This is a genomic window from Arthrobacter tumbae, from assembly GCF_016907495.1.
Classification (GTDB): Bacteria; Actinomycetota; Actinomycetes; order Actinomycetales; family Micrococcaceae; genus Arthrobacter_D; species Arthrobacter_D tumbae.
On record NZ_JAFBCC010000001.1, the window covers coordinates 3,211,680 to 3,230,066 of the forward strand.

Below are 18,387 nucleotides of genomic sequence, written 5' to 3' on the forward strand. Positions count from 1 at the left end.
ACCACCGGAGCCGAAAGTGAAAGCAAGACTGAGGAGGCAGCGATGGTGCAGTACTGGTACAACGTTCGGACCCACGAGGTTGAAGAAGATGCCCAGTCTGACTGGAGCCAACTCATTGGTCCGTATCCCACGCGGGCAGAAGCCGAGCGGGCACCGGAGAAGGTCCAGGAGCGCAACCGCGCGTGGGACGCACAGGACGAGGAGTAGCTTCCCGGAACCTGCTAGAAGCTGTGTTCGGGACCGGGGAAGCTTCCGTTCCGTACCTGATCGCCGTAGGCGCGCGCGGCATCCGAAAGCACGGAGCGGACATCCGCGAACTGCTTGACGAATTTGGCCTGCTTGCCTGAGCGCAGGCCGGCCATGTCCTGCCACACCAGTACCTGGCCGGTGGTCGCCGAACCCGCCCCGATGCCAATGGTGGGCACGCTGACCATTCGGTCCACCTCAGCGGCGACATCCGCCGGCACCATCTCCATCAGGACGCAGAAGGCACCCGCCTCTGCGACGGCGACGGCATCATCAATCACCTGCCGGCCAGTCTCGCCCCTTCCCTGCACACGGTAGCCGCCCAGGGAATGCTCGCTCTGCGGCGTGAAGCCGACATGGGCCATGACGGGAATGCCTGCGCGGACAATGGCGCGGACCGTTTCCGCATAGTGAGCTCCGCCCTCCATCTTCACCGCATGAACCAGCCCTTCCTTCATGAGACGGACCGAGGATTCCACGCCCTGCGCCGGCGAGACTTCATAGCTCCCAAAGGGCAGATCAGCCACCACAAGAGCGCGCTTGGCTCCCCGTGTGACGGCCCGGGAGAACAGGATCATCTCATCGAGAGTGATCGGCAGAGTGGTGGCGTGGCCGAGAACATTATTTGCGGCGGAATCCCCGATCAACAGCACCTCGATGCCGGCGGCGTCAAAAATTTCTGCTGCGTACTGGTCATAGGCGGTAAGCATGGCAAACCGCCGGCCGCTGTCTTTCGCCGCTTGAAGATGGTGTGTCCGGATCCGCGGCACGGGCTGGGATGACGGGGTACCTTCATGCTGGGATCCGGTTCCGTAGGGGGCTGAAGTTTCCGCGGAATTCATGACCACGAGCCTACTTCACGGGTAACGCCGGCGTAACACAAGCGGGACATACTGGACGGGTACGGTCCCGCGCATGCCGGTGCCCGCGTTGAGCGCGCATTGTCAGTAAAGTGAGCAGCGGACCGGGAGCAGGCACCCGGTTGTGCGGGAGGTCGTGCAGACAAACGGGCAAGTGGGAAAGAGGTTGGAATGGATCGGCAGCAGGAGTTCGTCCTACGCACCATCGAGGAACGCGACGTCCGCTTTGTCCGGCTGTGGTTCACCGACGTCGTCGGTTCGCTGAAGTCAGTTGCCCTTGCTCCCGCGGAAGTTGAAGGTGCTTTCGAGGAAGGCCTCGGCTTCGACGGATCCTCGATCGAGGGCCTCGCCCGGGTCTTCGAGTCCGACATGCTTGCCCAGCCGGATCCCTCGACGTTCCAGATCCTGCCCTGGCGCGGTGAAAAAGAGCAGACATCCAGGATGTTCTGCGACATCCTGACTCCGGACGGCCAGCCGTCATCGGCTGACCCGCGCGGTGTGCTGAAACGGACCCTCGCCAAAGCCGCAGATATGGGATTCACCTGCTACACCCATCCAGAGATCGAGTTCTACCTTCTCAAGTCCGATGAGCTCGGACCTGACGGCCAGCCTGTTCCGGTGGACCAGGCGGGGTACTTCGACCATGTACCGGGCGGTGTGGCGCAGGATTTCCGGCGGACCGCGGTCGCGATGCTCGAATCTGTCGGTATCTCGGTCGAGTTCAGCCATCACGAGGCCGGACCGGGACAGAATGAAATCGACCTGCGCTACGCCGATGCGCTGCAGACTGCCGACAACATCATGACGTTCCGCACCGTCATCAAGGAGGTGGCGCTGACGCAGGACAGTTATGCGACCTTCATGCCCAAGCCCTTCTCCGATCACCCGGGCTCCGGGATGCATACGCACTTCTCGCTGTTCGAGGGGGACACCAACGCATTCTTCGAAGCCGGTGCCGAATTCCAGTTGTCCAGGACGGCACGTCAGTTCATCGCGGGCATCCTTCGCCATGCACCGGAGTTCACGGCTGTCACCAACCAGTTCGTCAACTCCTACAAGCGCCTCTGGGGTGGCGGGGAAGCACCAAGCTACCTTTCCTGGGGTCACAACAACCGTTCTGCGCTGGTACGCGTTCCGCTGTACAAGCCGAACAAGGGCCAGTCCGCCCGCATCGAATACCGCGGCATAGATTCCGCCACAAACCCCTACCTCGCCTACTCGGTGCTGCTTGGTGCCGGGCTGAAGGGAATCGAGGAAGGCTATGACCTGCCGCCGGGAGCGGAGGACGATGTCTGGAGCCTGACAGCCGCGGAGCGGCGCGCCATGGGCCACGATCCGTTGCCGGCAAGCCTTCATGACGCTGTGCGGGCCATGGAGGACTCGGAGCTGGTGGCTGAGATCCTCGGCGAGCAGGTCTATGAGAACTTCCTCCGCAACAAGCGCGCCGAGTGGCATGACTACCGGATCCAGGTAACCCCCTACGAGCTCAGGCGCAACCTCGGCATTCTCTAGCACGAAGGACGCTGTACATGAGCCTGAACAGGGAACTGATCAGCAGAGGCTTCACCGACCTCGACAAGAGCACCCGCTTCCTCGCCGCGGAAGAACTTGCCGACATACCGGAGGACCGGCTCTTCGCCGGGCTTACGCTCGCGGCTAACCCGGACCTGGCACTCCAATCCCTCGTTCGCCTCCTCGCGGTACAACCCGAACTGGGCGACCTCGTACGGCTTGGGGACGGCAGCGCGGAAGCCCTCTTCCGTTTGCTCGGAGCCTCGGAAGCGCTCGCTGAATTCCTCATGCGCCATCCGGAACACTCCGACCTGGTCAGCGTCGGGACAAGTGCGGAGCCCGGAAGGGTAGACGCCGCGGTCTTGCGGGACTCGTTGCTGAAATCGGTGGGCGCTGACGCAGGAGATGACAACCCCGTCGCAGCGGTAACAGGAGAAGAAGCGTACCGCGCCCTGCGCACAGGCTACCGCCGACACCTTACAGAGCTGGCCATACGCGACCTCGGCGCAGCGTCACCGACTGATTTTCTACCCGCGGTCGGCCAGGAGCTGTCCGACCTTGCCGCAGCGGCACTCGAGGCAGCCCTCGCCGTCTCACGGGCGGAGCTGGCAGCCAGTTTCCCGGCCGCAGACGTTGCGGCCGTCCGGCTGTCGGTGATCGGAATGGGCAAATGCGGAGCCGGAGAGCTGAATTACATCTCCGATGTCGACGTCATCTATGTCATCGAGGCCGAGGGGCTCGAGGAAGAGACGGCTGTGCGCATCGGGACCGCTTTGGCCGCCGGCATTTCGCGGGCGGTGACATCGGCCGGACGGGAACCCGGGCTCTGGGAGGTAGACGCCAACCTCCGACCTGAGGGTAAGGACGGCCCGCTGGTCCGCACCCTGGACTCCCACCTGACGTACTACGCGCGCTGGGCGCGGACCTGGGAGTTCCAGGCGCTGCTCAAGGCCCGCCCTATTGCGGGTGACCCGGCTCTGGGCGCGCGCTATGCCGAGGCGGTGTCCGACCTCGTCTGGGCTTCATCGGAACGCGATGGTTTCGTCGAGTCCGTCCAGGCGATGCGCCGGCGGGTCACCGACAACATTCCCTCCCACGAAGTCAACCGGCAGCTCAAGCTTGGGGCAGGTGGGCTGAGGGACGTTGAGTTCACGGTGCAGTTGCTCCAGCTGGTCCATGGGAAAGTCGACGAGACGCTCAGGACCCGCGCCACCACGTCGGCCATTGAGGCGCTGAGCGCAGCTGGTTATATCGGCCGCCGGGATGCCCAGCAGTTTGACCAGGCCTACCGCTTCCTGCGCGTCCTCGAACACCGCATCCAGCTGGTTCAGATGCGCCGCACCCACCTGATGCCCGACGACGAAGCGAGCCTGAAGGCGCTTGCCAAGTCATCAGCGAGTTCGCTGCTGGAGACCCGGCCCACCGCAGCTGCGCTTACCGAAGAGTGGCAGCAGACCAAACGCCTGGTGCGCCGCCTGCATGAAGCCATCTTCTATCGACCGCTGCTCAACGCTGCGGCGAATCTCAGCGCCGATGAGGTCCGGTTGACGCCGGAGGCAGCCCGCGCCCGTCTCGCCGCTCTCGGTTACCTGGACCCGCGCGGGGCCCTGCGCCATATTGAGGCACTCACTACGGGGATCAGCCGGAGATCGGCATTGCAACGGCAGCTGCTGCCCGTCCTGCTTGACTGGCTGGCGGACGGTGTGGACCCGGACGCGGGGCTGTTGGGCTTCCGACGCCTGAGCGAAGCGCTGGGGGAGACGCACTGGTACCTCGGAATGCTTCGGGACTCCAAGGCCGCGGCGGAGCGGCTGTGCCACATCCTGTCCTCCAGCCGATTCATCACGGACCTGCTGGAGGTCTCTCCAGAGTCAACAAAATGGCTGGGCTCGGACAAGGAGCTGATGCCCCTTGCGTTCGAAACACAATGGCAGGAAATTCAGTCAAAGATGTCCCGCCACCCCGCACCGAAGGAGGCGATGCGCCTCATCCGGTTGATTCGCCGCCGTGAAATCCTGCGGATCGCCATTGCGGACAGCTCGGGGCTGCTCAAGCAGGAGGACGTCGGTCCTGCGCTGGCCGATGCGGACCGCGCCGCTGTTCTTGGTGCTCTCAACGTTGCTGAAGCGGACGTGTACGCCGGGGAGCAGGCGCTGACCGACGTCGTCGTCGTTGCCATGGGGCGCCAGGGCGGGCGGGAGATTACCTACGGTTCCGACGCCGATGTCATGTATGTCCACCGGCCGCGCGACGGAGCTGATCCAGCTGCTGCGCAGACGCAGGCCGAGCGGATCGTCGGTCAACTGCGGCAGCTCCTGCAGCAGCCCTGCACGCCTCCGATCATGGCCGAGCGGGTTCTGGAGATCGACGCAGACCTGCGCCCGGAGGGTAGGCAGGGCCCGATGGTGCGTTCGCTCGAGTCATTCCGCGAGTACTACCGGCGCTGGTCGCTGGTCTGGGAATCCCAGGCACTGCTGCGGGCCTCGCCCATGGCGGGAAACGACAGGCTGGCCTCCGATTTCCTGCAGCTTATTGACCCTCTGCGCTACGAACGGGAGGTGACGGAGGGGGACCTGCGGGAAATACGCCGGCTCAAAGCGCGGATGGAGTCTGAGCGGCTGCCGCGGGGTGCCGATCCCTCACGTCATGTGAAGCTGGGCAGGGGCGGCCTCAGCGACGTTGAGTGGCTTATCCAGCTGCTGCAACTGCAGCATGCGGACGGCTTGCCGTCATTGAGAACGACGTCGACCCTTCAGGCGATGGACGCGGTCGAGGAGCAGGCGCTCCTGCCGGCCGACGACGTCGCCACCCTCCGTTCGGCCTGGCGGCTCGCCTCGCGGGTAAGGGCGGCAAACACCGTGTGGGGAGGAAGGCAGTCGGACCTGCTGCCCTCTTCCCGTCGGGACCTCGAAGCGGTGGCCCGCTGGTGCGGTTACGGCCCGGGGCAGGGGACCTTGCTCGAGGAGGACTATTTGCGGTTGACCCGGCGGAGCCGTGCGATCTTCGAGCGCTCTTTCTATGGCTACGGCGATTGACGTCGTCGGACTCCCGTGAGCAGCAGCAGTTAGACAGCAGCAGGGCCGCACCGGAGTGCGGCCCTGCTGCTGTTCACGGTGCGTGGTGACTAGACGCCGTAGTACAGCTCGAACTCATAGGGGTTCGGGCGTGCAGCAAGCGGGGCGATCTCCACTTCACGCTTGTAGGCGATCCAGGTGTCGATCAGGTCCTGGGTGAAGACACCTCCGGCCTGCAGGAACTCGTTGTCGGCTTCCAGAGCCAGCAGCGCTTCCTCAAGGGAACCGGGGGCCTTCTGGATATCCTTGGCCTCCTCTGCGGGGAGTTCGTAGAGATCCTTGTCGATGGGATCGGCGGGTTCGATCCGGTTCTTGATTCCGTCCAGGCCGGCCATCAGCTGGGCGGCGAAGGCGAGATACGGGTTGGACGACGGGTCCGGAGCGCGGAACTCGATGCGCTTGGCCTTCGGGTTGGAACCGGTGATGGGGATGCGGATACCTGCGGAGCGGTTGCCCTGCGAGTACACCATGTTGACGGGAGCTTCGAATCCCTTCACCAGGCGGCGGTAGGAGTTCACGGTCGGGTTGGTGAACGCGAGCACAGCCGATGCATGCTTCAGGACACCGCCGATGTACCAGCGTGCGAGGTCCGACAGGCCCGCATATCCGCGCTCATCGTAAAACAGCGGCTCGCCGTTGCTCCACAGCGACTGATGGCAGTGCATGCCGGAACCGTTGTCACCGAAAATGGGCTTGGGCATGAAGGTCGCGGACTTCCCCCAAGCATTCGCGACGTTCTTGACGATGTACTTGAACTTCTGCAGGTCATCGGCGGCATGGACCATCGTGGTGAACTTGTAATTGATTTCCGCCTGTCCCGCGCCGCCCACCTCGTGGTGCGAACGCTCAACCTCGAGACCCACGGCGTCCAGTTCGACGCACATCGCGTCGCGGAGGTCGGCCTGCTTGTCGACCGGAGCAACAGGGAAATAGCCGCCCTTGAAGGGGGTCTTGTTGCCGAGGTTTCCGCCAACTTCCTCACGGCCGCTGTTCCACGGAGCTTCGATTGAGTCAACTTTGTAGAAGCTGCCCTGAGGGCTGGACTCATACTGGATGTTCTCGAAAATGTAGAACTCCGCCTCGGAAGCGAAGAACGCGGTGTCCGCGATGCCTGTGGAGGACAGGTAGGCTTCGGCGCGCTCTGCAACCCCGCGCGGATCGCGATGGTACGGATCGCCCGTGCGGGGGTTGACGATGGAGAAATTCAGCGCAAGCGTCTTCTCAATCCGGAACGGATCGATGAATGCGGTGGTGACGTCGGGAATCAGCTGCATGTCGGATTCGGCGATGCCCTGAAATCCACGGATCGAGGATCCGTCGAACAGCTGGCCGTGGACGAAGAAGTCGGCGTCAACCGATTTCGCCGGGACGTTGAAGTGCTGCTGCACGCCCGGGAGGTCGGTGAAACGGACGTCGACGAACTTCACATCTTCGTCGGCGATGTACTTGAGGACTTCGTCCGCATTCTTGAACATCGGATTATGCTCCTTACGCATATTCGGGAAGAGCGACCGGGGCCGGTAGCGCGGGGGAGACGCCACAAGGGTTGACCTGCTGCGGTCGCAACAGCCTCCACACTATGAATGCGCAGTTACCCACTGGTGTCGCAAATGTTTCCGGCATGTAACTTATGCCGGCAGCTACGCATACGTGCTCTTGTTCCACCCTATCGGTAGCACCGCTGCCCTTCGAATAAGCACTGTGTTCAGCTGGTCAGGATTCCGCTGGGCAAGCGGGGCAGCAGAGCCGGGTACCCGGAGACTTCGCAGGATAGAGTGGAGCGGTGGTTGACCGCAGAGACATTGGTTCATGGCTGGAAGGACCGCCGTCGCGGGGTGACGGCCATTGGCCGGGACAGCGCCTGGGCAGGCCGAGGAATGGCGCAGGTTCAATTGCCCGCCCCGGACGCCGGCTTGGCGCCCTCGCTATTGACTGGGCGCTCTGCAGCCTGATTTCCGCGGCGTTCTTCGGATACGACGGCACGGCGACGCTCGGCATCTTCGCAGTCGAACAGATGCTCCTCGTCGGGACACTCGGATACAGCGTCGGACACCGCACTTTCGGCATGCAGGTCCAGCGGCTGGAGGGTAAACCCGCAGGGCTGGGAGCAGCGATTGTTCGTACCCTGCTCATCTGCCTGGTGATTCCGGCGGTTGTCTTCGATGAGGATCAGCGCGGTTTACATGACCGAGCCGTCGGAACCGCCCTGGTACGGATTTAGGGAATCCGCCAGCCTAGCGGCCGCGCATCGCCTTTCGGTCCGGGCGGGCCTTGAACGGGTCCACGCCCTTGGGAATCGGCATCCGGGTACCCAAAGCGCTCAGCCGCTTGTCAACGGCCGAGACTTCCTGGCGGGTAAGATTCTTCTTCATCTTCTGAAGTTTCTTCGAGAGGCGTTGAAGGGGAACCTGGCCTTCGCCGTTGCCGGCGTGAACAACCTGAACTGGCACGCCGGGCACGATTCTGTTCATCTTGACCCGTTCAGCATTGACCAGCGGCTTGACCCGGTTCACCGGTCCTTCTGCCACGAGGATTATGCCGGGACGCCCAATTGCACGGAAGACGGCGTCCTGGGTGCGGGCGTTGACTGCAACCGGTTCATCCTTCAGGATCCAGCCGCGGCGCAGGACACTGAGGGCCGCTCCGGATGCGCCGGGTTTTCCCTCGATCTGCGAGAACGCAGCTCGTTCGGCTCGCCTCGACAGGATAAAGAGTGCAGCGAGAAATGCCAGGGGAATGGCAATGATGAGCATGGTCACGACGTTGCGGATCAGGAACCCGATGAGCAGTCCGACGGCAACTACGGCCAGGAACGCCAGCAGCATGATCCAGATGACGTTTGGATCATTGCGCCGCGTCATCGCGAACACCTCGCCGATGCGCTTCAGCGTTCCCGGCTTCTTGGGAGGCTTGTCTGCCTTCGGCTTCCGTGAGAAGAGGCGGCGCCGCGAGCCCGGTCCGTCTGCGTCGGAGGTGGCGGTTGAGCTGTTGTCAGTACTGTTGGCCATAGTGCATTAAGTCTACGGGATACCTAGCGCGTCGGACGTCCGCGCGCAGCGCGAACGTCCGACGAAAGGCTTGCGCCCGGTGGCACCTGGTCAGCCGGGAATGAGGCTCGAAGCTTCCTGCAGCGTGCTTCCTGAATCTTCAATATGGGCAAGTTCAGGGGGCAATTCGAGCCCCTTCTTCCGCATCGCCCGCGCCCAAAGACGGCCCGCGCGGTAGGAAGATCGCACCAGTGGACCGCTCATGACACCGAGGAAACCGATCTCGTCAGCCTCCTGTTGAAGCTCCACAAACTCCTGCGGCTTGACCCAGCGATCCACCGGAAGGTGGCGTTCGCTGGGGCGCAGGTACTGGGTGATCGTAATCAGGTCGCAACCCGCGGAATGGAGGTCGCGCAGTGCTTCGGAGATTTCCGCCCGGGTTTCACCCATCCCGAGGATCAGATTCGACTTCGTGACCATGCCGTGGTCCCGGCCCTGCGTGATGACGTCCATCGACCGCTCATAGCGGAAGGCGGGACGGATGCGCTTGAAAATACGCGGGACCGTCTCCACATTGTGGGCGAAAACCTCCGGCCGGGCGTCGCAAATACCGGCGATGTGTTCGGGTTTACCGGAAAAATCGGGGATCAGAATCTCGACGCCGGTTCCCGGGTTGAGCGAATGGATCTGACGGATCGTTTCCGCGTAAAGCCACACCCCCTCGTCTTCAAGGTCATCGCGTGCCACCCCGGTCACCGTCGCGTAGCGCAGGTTCATCGTCTGCACTGACTGAGCGACCTTGAAAGGTTCGCTGCGGTCAAGAGGCGCCGGCCGGCCGGTGTCGATCTGGCAGAAGTCGCACCGCCGGGTGCATTCTGAACCGCCGATCAGGAACGTTGCCTCCCGATCCTCCCAGCACTCGAATATGTTGGGACACCCTGCTTCCTCGCAGACGGTGTGCAGGCCTTCCTTCTTCACAAGGTTCTTCATCCCTACGAACTCGGGACCGATGTTGACTTTGGCTTTGATCCAATCGGGCTTGCGCTCTACCGGAACAGCGGCGTTCCGTGCTTCGACGCGCAGGAGGCGCCTTCCCTCGGGGGCCAGGCTCACAGTAAGACTCCTTCCGGCCGGTCGTTGCCGACGGCCTGTGCTGTCTCGGTTGGCTGGAGATTGCCCTCGGTACCGAGCACCAGCGACGTCTCATTCTTGCGCAGTTCCTCTTCAACGCGCGAAACGATGTCGGCCGGTGATACCGAGCGGCCGATCTCCTCGGAAATGCTCGTGACACCGGCATCCGTAATACCGCAGGGCACGATCTGCGCGAACGGCGCGAGATCGTTGCTGCAATTGACTGCGAAACCGTGCATGGTTACCCGCCTGTTGATGCGGATCCCGATGGCAGCAATCTTGCGTGCCGGGCGCCGCGAATCAGCTGATACCCAGACCCCTGACCTGCCCTCGATGCGACGTCCTGTGATTCCGTAATCGTCGAGGACCGCGATGATGACGTCCTCGAGAATTTCGACATAGTCGGCAACACGCGTCGGTTCCGGAAGCGCAAGGATGGGGTACCCGACCAATTGGCCCGGGCCATGCCAGGTCAGTTTGCCTCCCCGGTCTACCGGAACCACGGGGGTGCCGTCGAAGGGTTTCTCATGTTCCTCGGTCCGTTTGCCTGCAGTGTAGACCGGTGAGTGTTCGAGGAGGAGAACGGTGCTCGGCGACGTTCCGGCGATCACCGACTCATGCAGGGCCTTCTGGCGGTCCCATCCTTCGAGGTAGTCGACGAAGTGGGGATCGAATCCGATTCGGGAGAACTCCAGCGTCATTCCTCAAGGGTAGACCCGGGCGGGGACGATCCCACATTCGTGGTTCTTAGCCGGGGTGTGGATAACTTCTGCGCCGCCAACGGGATTAGCCAACACTTGTCATCATGGACAACTTTCTTCGCCAGACAGCAGCAGCAAGGCGAGCGGCATCTTCTGATGGTTCAGAAAGCCAGCCGCCTCCCAGACTCAGCAGGTACCGCACAGGGAGGCTGCTGGGTGTTGGCAGCAGCGCTCATGTCTGGCTGGTTGAAGATCAACGCACGGGTACCGTCAGCGCTCTCAAAGTGTTCTCGACGACCGCGAGCCTTTCTGGAGCAGGCCCTGAAAGCGGGAAGGAGTCGGCAGCTGCCTTCAATCGGGAGCTTGCTGTACTGGGCGCGCTGAAGCATCCTCATCTCCTGGGGGTCCGCGATGTCGTCAGCACCAACCTTGGTCCGGCACTCCTGATGGACCATGCCGGCGGGGGATCCCTCCTCAACCTGGTGACCGCACGAGGTCGTTTGGGCGTTGGTGAATGCATCACCGTCCTGGCCCCGATTGCACAGGCACTTGCGTACCTGCACTCTTCCTCCACCCAGCATGGCGATGTGTCTCCGGGCAATGTGCTGTTCACGGCGGAAGGAAAGCCGCTGCTTGCCGACCTGGGTGTCGGACGCCTGCTGGGGGAGGCGGCTGGTCATGCTCACGGGACGGCGGGCTTCGCTGATGCGAGCCCGCTGCCCGGTCTTTCCGCCGGTTTCGCTTCGGATGTGTTCTCGCTGGCCGCGGTCGGATGGTATTCCCTGACAGGTAGCCCACCGGATCGGGCGAGGGACCGGGCGCCGCTGAGTCTGATTGTGCCTGACGTGCCCGGGGAACTGCTCCACATCCTTGAAGCCGCCCTGCAGGACGATCATGACGAGCGCCCGACGGCGGGCGAATTGGCGGATGCAGTCCTCCGTGCCGCACCACCACAGCCGCTGGACCTCGTGGCAGCTGTACACCCTTCGGTTCTGCCCCAGCTGCTCACGCGGCGCGCAACTATGGGCGATGCGAAGGCGACCCGGCGCCGGCTTCCCGCAGCCCTTGCGCGGTTTCACGCGAAGAAGCTTCCCCTGACCCTGCCAAAAGCGTCGAGCCGGGCGCATCGGTCGCGCCGGTCGCGTCGCCCGGAGCTCAGCCGAGCTGAGCTTGTCCCACATCCAGGGAAGGCGCGGCGGCGGGGTGAACGAGGCTCCGAAGGTCAGAGCAGGCGCTGGGCGTCAGCTATCCCGGGCGCCGCCGCGCTGCTGGTGCTGTGTGGAGTGGTGCTGATCGGCCCCCAGCTTCTGGACACGATCGGCGGCAGCGCTGACCGTGCAGAACGGGGGTCTGCTGCGTTCCAGGAGACACTGGAAGCGCCCGAGGGAGTTCCGGCAGGCCCTGCAGCGGACCGCGCTACGGTGGACCCGCGAAGCGGGACTGCTCAACCGGATGACGTGGCCCTCACCGCCGAGATGAAGCAGCGGCTGGCTGATAGGGACCCGGTCACGGCTTTGTCCGCACTCGTTGCCGTGAGGGCCATGGTTCTTGCAACCGGGGAGGCGGGCCTCCTGTCCGTCGTGAATGTTGCAGAGTCGGAGGCGATGGCAGCTGACCGGCAGATTGTGGCTGAGCTGCAGGAACACGGCCACGTCTTCAACGGGCTGAGCATTCGTCTGGAGAAGGCGGCGCCGGTGAAATCGATCTCCGTTCCGGAAGGTGCTGCAGCGGTGACCGCCACGGCGGTCATGTCCGGCTACACCGAGATGGACGGCTCGGGTGCTGCAGTGCGAAAGGTCGCCGAATCGACGCTGCAGGACCTTGTTTTCGTTCTGATGAGGGAGGAAGGAACATGGAGAATCGCGAGCGTGCACAATAGCGACGCCGTCTGAGAGGGCGTCGCGGGAGTGGTTATGATCGGATAATGGCTCCTTCCCACTACCTGCGCTATCCGCACCTGTCCGGAGATCTCCTCACATTCGCAGCAGAGAACGATGTCTGGGTGGCGCCGGTCTCGGGCGGGCGTGCCTGGAGAATATCCTCGCTCCAGCAGCCGGTACGGAACCCGAGATTCTCTCCTGATGGCTCCACCATCGCCTGGACAGTGGTGCAGGGTGCTGCGCCGGAGGTAGTTGCAGCTGACACAGACGGAGGAAATTTCCGTCGGCTCACCTACTGGGGGCATCAGAGCACCAGGGTGAAGGGTTTCACTGCCGACGGCCGAATCATCGCAACGAGCGCCTTCCGGCACGAGGATCCCCGGCATACCTGGGCGTACACCCTGCCGGCGGATGGTTCCCCCGGCGACGTCGTGCCTTACGGACCACTCGACGCGGTTGTTCACGGGGAAGCAGTCGGCGACGAGCGTCCAGTTGTCATCGGCAGTGTCATGACACGGGAGCAGGCCTGGTGGAAACGTTACCGAGGGGGAACCGCGGGCAAGCTCTGGATCGATCCGGATGGTTCCGGCGACTTCAACCGCTTCCTACCCGAGCTCAACGGCAACCTGACTGACCCGATGTGGGTCAGTGGCCGCCTTGCCTTCCTTTCAGACCACGAAGGTTTCGGGAATCTGTATTCGGTATCGGCAAATGGTCAGGATCTCAGGCGCCACACGGACAATGAAGCGTTCTATGTCCGGCACGCAAGCACGGACGGCAGCCGCATCGTCTACGAATCAGCAGGGACGCTGTGGCTGCTTGACGCACTGGACACGGAAGCGCGGCCACTGGCTATCCAGCTCGGCTCCGCGTCCACGGGCAGGCGTCCACAGCCGCTCAACGTCGCGCGGCATCTCGCGGCCGCTGTCCCCGTCAGGGACGGCCGCGCCAGCGTGGTTGAATCACACGGGACCCTGCACCTTCTGACCCACCGCGACGGACCATCCCGCGTTGTGGATGCAACAGCAGGGGTTCGGGCACGGCTCGGTCGGCCCGTTGGCGATGACCGTGTTGCGTACATCGCCGACCACGACGGCGAGGAGGCCCTGTACATCCGCAGCGCGTTTGACGTCGATGTTGCTGTTGCCGCCGGTCCAACGCGTCCGGAAACCGTCGCAGCGGATGATGGTTTGCCTGCGCCGGTGCCGGCAGCGAAGCCAGCCGGTGCGAACGAAGATCAGCAGTCGGCCGGAGCAGAGTCCGCCGTCCATGGGATGCCGGACTCCGCCGTCGTCGTTGCGCAGGATCAGGCCGGCAGCACAGCACTTTCCTGCATCCGCTTTGAAGGTCGCTTCAGGGCAAGCAACCTCGCGGTGAGCCCGGACGCGAACGTCATCGCTGTTGCAGGTGAGATGGGCGAGATCCTGATCCATGAAGTTGGTACGACGGGCTTTTTCACCCTGTCCACGACGCCTCACGGCGCGATCGACGATGTGGCGTTTTCCCCCGACTCAGCATGGCTCGCGTGGGCGGAGCCCGTCACGGGAGAGGGGGCGCGCACCCGCATCCGGCTGGGCCGGGTAGCCCGGGATGCCGAGATCCACGATGTCACGGACGGCCGTTTCCGGGACCATGCTCCGTCGTTCACCCCCGATTGCAAATTCATCGCCTTCCTGTCCGACCGGAGTTTCGACCCGGTGTATGACACCCACCGTTTCGACCTCAGTTTCCCGGCCTCGACCAAACCGTTCCTGGTAGCCCTTGCGGCCGGTACGGCGTCACCATTCGGGCCGGCCGTGCATGACCGGCCGGCGCCAATTGAGGACAAGGAAGCTCCCACGCCGGTCATAGACGTTGCTGCGGAACGCCTTGCCGAACGGATCATCCCAGTACCGGTGACGCAGGGATCCTATGAAGGTCTGCGCGCCGTGGAGAACGCGTTGCTCTGGATGGCAACTGACACGATGGGGATCACCGGCGATGGCCGCGCGACCACGGATGCCAAGGAGCCGGCAAGGCGGCTCGAACGCTTCGATATGGTCAAACGTGAGACCTCCACACTGGTTCAGGAGGTGGACTCATTCGAGGTCAGCGGCGACGGCAAACGTGCCGTCATCATCCATGCCGGAACCATTACAGCGGTACCCACCTCTGGTCCTGCAGACCCGGACTCCGCTGAACGGGTCACGGTGGACCTCAACCGGATCCGGGTACTGCTCGATCCTCCCAGCGTTTGGCGGCAGGCGTTTGAGGATGCGTGGCGTCTTCAACGCGACTTCTTCTGGGCCGAGGACATGGGCGGCCTGGACTGGGAGGGTCTGCGTGAGCGCTACCGGCCGCTGTTGGACAGTATCGGCTCACACGATGATCTGGTCGACATTCTGTGGGAGCTGCACGGTGAGCTTGGAACGTCCCACGCCTACGTCACTCCCGCCCTTGCCAGCGAGATGGGCGCGGGCGCACAGGGATTCCTCGGAGCCGAGCTCAGCCGAGCCGAGCATGGCTGGCGGGTGGATCGGATCTTCGCCGGCGAATCTTCGGATCCGCAGGCGGCCGCGCCGCTCGCCGCGCCGGGAGTCGCTGTGGAGCCCGGGGACATTATTCAGGCGGTGGACGGCGTGCCTGTACCTGCGGATCTTGGTCCGGCGGTGCTGCTGACCGGCGCTGGCGGGCGGCCTGTCGAATTGACTGTGGCAAGGTTCGACGACGACGGCGGTGGCCAACCCGCCGTTCGCCGGGTCGCGGTTGTACCGCTGCGAAGTGAGGAACGGCTCCGCTACCAGAACTGGGTCAGCGCGAACCGTACGATCGTCCACGAGGCCTCGGATAACCGATTTGGCTACCTGCACATTCCGGACATGGTGGCTAGGGGATGGGCGCAGCTGCACAGGGATCTCGACCGCGAGACTGCCCGCGACGGCTTGATCATCGACGTGCGCCGCAACCGTGGCGGGCACACTTCGCAGTTGGTTGCCGAACTCATTGGCCGCAAAGTCACGGCCTGGTCATTGCCGCGGGGTGAGCAGCCCGGCACTTATCCGGCACATGCACCGAGGGGCCCGGTCGTTGTCCTGACCGATGAGTTCGCGGGCTCCGACGGCGACATCATCACCCAGGTGGCAAAGCTACGGGGGATTGGGCCGGTCATCGGCACGCGGACGTGGGGCGGCGTCGTCGGAATCGACGGTCGGTTCAGCCTCGCTGACGGTACCGGAGTCACGCAGCCGCGCTACGCGTTCTGGATGACCGGAGGCGTTGAGTGGGGTGTGGAGAACTACGGTGTTGACCCCGACATCGAGGTACCGTTCCCTCCCCACGCATACGCCGCGCAGGAGGATCCGCAACTGGAGCACGCCGTCGGAATCCTGCGCGAGATGCTTGTTGAACTGCCGACGGACGTGCCGCCGGTGCGCAGCAACCATCCGCAGCTTGCTCCGCCGCCACTGCCGCCGCGCAGCTGATCCGCTACTGCTCTCATACTGTGCCCCGGTCACCGTAGTTGGTGACCGGGGCACAGTACTGCCAGTTGTAAGCGGGAGTCAGGACTCCAGGGTTGCCTCCAGCGAGATGTCTTTGACGCCGGCGAGGGCCTGGGAGACAGGGCATCCCGTCTTCGCTTCGTCGGCGAGGCGCTGGAAGTCTTCCTCGCTCAGGTCCGGCACCGATGCCTTCAGGGTGAGCCGGATGGCGGTGATGCCAACGCCTGGCTCGAAGTCAACCTCGGCCTTGGTCTCGACTCGGTCCGGCGTCTTTCCTTCCTCGCCAAGAGCGTGGCTGAAGGCCATCGAGAAACACGCCGAATGCGCTGCAGCGATCAGCTCCTCGGGGCTGGTCTTGCCTTCAGCCTGCTCTGCCCGCGCCTTCCACGTGACGTCGTAGGTCCCAAGTCCGGAAGTGTCCAGTGAAACCTGACCTGATCCGCTGGGCAGATCTCCACTCCAGACGGTGTGTGCTGAGCGTACGGTAGCCATCAGTTCTCCTCTTCAATGGTTGAATCATGTGAACCGGACGGGCGTCCGGTTTCTCGCGCATCGGCTGATGCGGAAGCGTGGGCTGCACCCCCGGAAGACAGAAGGCAGCGCGCCGGGTAGTCGGAGCGCTGCCTTCTGCATCTACGTGGGTTACAAGCCGAGGTCGGCCTCGAAAGAGCCTTCTTCAAGGCGGGACTTCAACGTCTGAAGGAATCTGCCTGCGTCCGCACCGTCCACCAGCCGGTGATCGTACGTGAGGGACAGGTACATCATCGACCGGATTGCAATGGTGTCTTCGCCGTCTGCATCGGTGACCACCACTGGACGCTTGACGATCGCCCCGGTTCCCAGAATGCCGACCTGGGGCTGATTGATGATCGGAGTGTCGAACAGGGCGCCGATCGAGCCGATGTTGGTGATCGTGAAGGTGCCGCCGGAAAGTTCGTCCGGTCCGATCTTGCCGCTGCGCGTACGCGCACCGACATCGGCGATCTTTTTGGCGAGACCTGCAAGATTGAGGTTGCCGGCATCATTGATTACCGGAACCAGCAGGCCCTTTTCGGTGTCCACCGCGATGGCGAGGTGCTCGGCGTCGTGGTAGGTAACCTCCTTGGCTTCCTCATCGAAGGACGCGTTCAGCTTGGCGTGCTGCTTCAATGCCTCTGTCACTGCCTTGGCAATGAACGGCAGGAATGTCAGCTTCGCGCCGTTTTGCGCCTGGAAAGTTTCCTTCGCCTTCGTACGGAGACGGGCGACGCGGGTCATGTCGACTTCGATGACCTGCGTAAGCTGCGCTGAAACCTCCAGCGACTCGCGCATACGCCGCGCAATGGTCTGGCGGATACGCGGGGCCTTCTCCACGGTACCTCGCAGCTTCGACGCTGCAGGCGCGGCTGCGGGTGCGGCGGAAGGAGCGGAAGGAGCAGGGCTCGGAGTGTCCTGCTGCGGAGCCTTCGAGGATTCGGCCGCCTCAAGCACGTCCTGCTTCCGGATGCGTCCACCCACACCGGTGCCCTTGATGGAGCCCAGGTCCACGCCATGCTGATTGGCAAGCTTGCGGACCAGGGGAGTGACGTAGACGGAATCTGATCCGGATCCTTCGTCCGTCGGTGACTTGGCGGGCGCCGGTGCTTCCTCAGCCTCAGTGGGCTCCTTGCTCCCCGACGGCTCCGGCTGCGGCTCCGACCGGGCTGCCTCCGGTTCTGCTGTAGGCTCTTCGCGCTCGGCCGATGGCGCTGCGGCGACCGGTTCGGCGCTCTTCGGCTCCGCCTGCGCAGGAGCCGCGCCGGCCGATCCGATGACGGCGAGTACGGAGCCGACTTCTGCGGTCTCGTCTTCGTTGACCCGGATCTCCTGCAAGGTGCCGGCGACGGGCGAAGGGATCTCGGTGTCTACCTTGTCGGTGGACACCTCGAGAAGCGGCTCGTCCACCTCCACTTCATCCCCTACTGCTTTGAGCCAACGCGTTACTGTCCCCTCGGTTACGCTCTCCCCGAGAGCGGGCAGCGTGACTTCGGTTCCCTGTGCGCCGCTTTCGCCTCCACCGGAGTCCGCAGACTCCGGTGCGGCAGGGGCCTCTGCTTCTTCTTCGCCCTGTTCGGCCGGCTCGGAAGGCTGATCCTGACCAGCATCCTCCCCGGCATCACCCGCAGACGACTCCGCGCCCGAATCATCGCTGTCGGAATCTTCCGATTCGCCTGAGCCGTCTCCGATCCTTACCAGCGGAGCGCCCACCTCGGCGGTCTCGTCTTCGGCGACGAGGATCTCCTCGATGACCCCGGCGATGGGGGAGGGGATCTCGGTGTCGACCTTGTCAGTCGATACCTCGAGCAAAGGCTCGTCAACTTCAACGCGGTCGCCGACCTGCTTGAGCCAACGGGTGACGGTACCCTCGGTAACGCTCTCGCCGAGGGCCGGTAAGTTCACGGATTCAGACATGGTGTCCGGTTCTCCTTGTTCGTTCTACCTTCGACCGCCGGTACCGGGAACAGCCGGTCGGTTTGAGGTTGCCAGTGATGCTATGTG

Annotated in this window: 13 protein-coding genes; 6 read left to right on the top strand and 7 right to left on the bottom strand. The window is 63.7% G+C overall.

All coding sequences use genetic code 11. The annotated features are described in order from the left end of the window. Positions 1-42 precede the first annotated feature (42 nt). The gene (locus JOD47_RS15175; protein ID WP_157359053.1) at positions 43-207 is read left to right on the top strand and encodes an SPOR domain-containing protein; all 165 of its coding nucleotides are present in this window, start codon (positions 43-45) and stop codon (positions 205-207) included. Between the two features lie 14 nt (positions 208-221). Here JOD47_RS15175 and panB read toward each other — a convergent pair whose 3' ends face one another. Then, complete coding sequence (gene panB / locus JOD47_RS15180) at positions 222-1,088, bottom strand: 3-methyl-2-oxobutanoate hydroxymethyltransferase (RefSeq protein WP_204535523.1); 867 nt, start codon at positions 1,086-1,088, stop codon at positions 222-224. A gap of 189 nt (positions 1,089-1,277) precedes the next feature. Between panB and JOD47_RS15185 the strand changes: the two genes are divergently transcribed. Next, on the top strand, positions 1,278-2,618 hold the full coding sequence (locus JOD47_RS15185; RefSeq protein ID WP_204535525.1) for a glutamine synthetase family protein: 1,341 nt from the start codon (positions 1,278-1,280) through the stop codon (positions 2,616-2,618). A gap of 17 nt (positions 2,619-2,635) precedes the next feature. Continuing rightward, positions 2,636-5,653: a bifunctional [glutamine synthetase] adenylyltransferase/[glutamine synthetase]-adenylyl-L-tyrosine phosphorylase gene (locus tag JOD47_RS15190; protein WP_204535527.1), complete on the top strand. Its 3,018-nt coding sequence runs from the start codon at positions 2,636-2,638 to the stop codon at positions 5,651-5,653. 89 nt (positions 5,654-5,742) lie between these two features. Here the strand turns inward: JOD47_RS15190 and glnA are convergent, their stop codons facing one another. Next, entirely contained in the window at positions 5,743-7,167 is a 1,425-nt protein-coding gene (gene glnA, locus JOD47_RS15195; protein ID WP_204535529.1) for a type I glutamate--ammonia ligase, read from the bottom strand. 308 nt (positions 7,168-7,475) lie between these two features. Here glnA and JOD47_RS15200 point away from each other — a divergent pair, with 308 nt between their 5' ends. Further along, entirely contained in the window at positions 7,476-7,913 is a 438-nt protein-coding gene (locus JOD47_RS15200; RefSeq protein ID WP_204535531.1) for an RDD family protein, read from the top strand. A gap of 13 nt (positions 7,914-7,926) precedes the next feature. Here JOD47_RS15200 and JOD47_RS15205 read toward each other — a convergent pair whose 3' ends face one another. The 3 genes from JOD47_RS15205 to lipB form a co-directional block, all read right to left on the bottom strand. Further along, the gene (locus JOD47_RS15205; protein ID WP_204535533.1) at positions 7,927-8,700 is read right to left on the bottom strand and encodes a DUF4191 domain-containing protein; all 774 of its coding nucleotides are present in this window, start codon (positions 8,698-8,700) and stop codon (positions 7,927-7,929) included. A gap of 90 nt (positions 8,701-8,790) precedes the next feature. Beyond that, a complete protein-coding gene (lipA, locus tag JOD47_RS15210) occupies positions 8,791-9,792 on the bottom strand; it encodes a lipoyl synthase (RefSeq protein ID WP_056547190.1) in 1,002 nt (333 codons plus the stop codon). Then, positions 9,789-10,511, bottom strand: a complete 723-nt coding sequence (gene lipB, locus JOD47_RS15215) for a lipoyl(octanoyl) transferase LipB (protein WP_204535535.1) — start codon at positions 10,509-10,511, stop codon at positions 9,789-9,791. The genes lipA and lipB overlap by 4 nt, the downstream gene beginning before the upstream one ends. A gap of 104 nt (positions 10,512-10,615) precedes the next feature. Between lipB and JOD47_RS15220 the strand changes: the two genes are divergently transcribed. Together JOD47_RS15220 and JOD47_RS15225 are read left to right on the top strand one after the other, a co-directional pair. Next, complete coding sequence (locus JOD47_RS15220; protein WP_204535537.1) at positions 10,616-12,403, top strand: serine/threonine protein kinase; 1,788 nt, start codon at positions 10,616-10,618, stop codon at positions 12,401-12,403. A gap of 32 nt (positions 12,404-12,435) precedes the next feature. Beyond that, a complete protein-coding gene (locus JOD47_RS15225; RefSeq protein ID WP_204535539.1) occupies positions 12,436-15,852 on the top strand; it encodes a S41 family peptidase in 3,417 nt (1,138 codons plus the stop codon). 78 nt (positions 15,853-15,930) lie between these two features. Here the strand turns inward: JOD47_RS15225 and JOD47_RS15230 are convergent, their stop codons facing one another. Together JOD47_RS15230 and sucB are read right to left on the bottom strand one after the other, a co-directional pair. After that, positions 15,931-16,362, bottom strand: a complete 432-nt coding sequence (locus JOD47_RS15230) for an OsmC family protein (protein WP_204535541.1) — start codon at positions 16,360-16,362, stop codon at positions 15,931-15,933. Positions 16,363-16,512: 150 nt separating this feature from the next. After that, the gene (gene sucB, locus JOD47_RS15235) at positions 16,513-18,300 is read right to left on the bottom strand and encodes a 2-oxoglutarate dehydrogenase, E2 component, dihydrolipoamide succinyltransferase (RefSeq protein ID WP_204535543.1); all 1,788 of its coding nucleotides are present in this window, start codon (positions 18,298-18,300) and stop codon (positions 16,513-16,515) included. Positions 18,301-18,387: the final 87 nt, after the last annotated feature.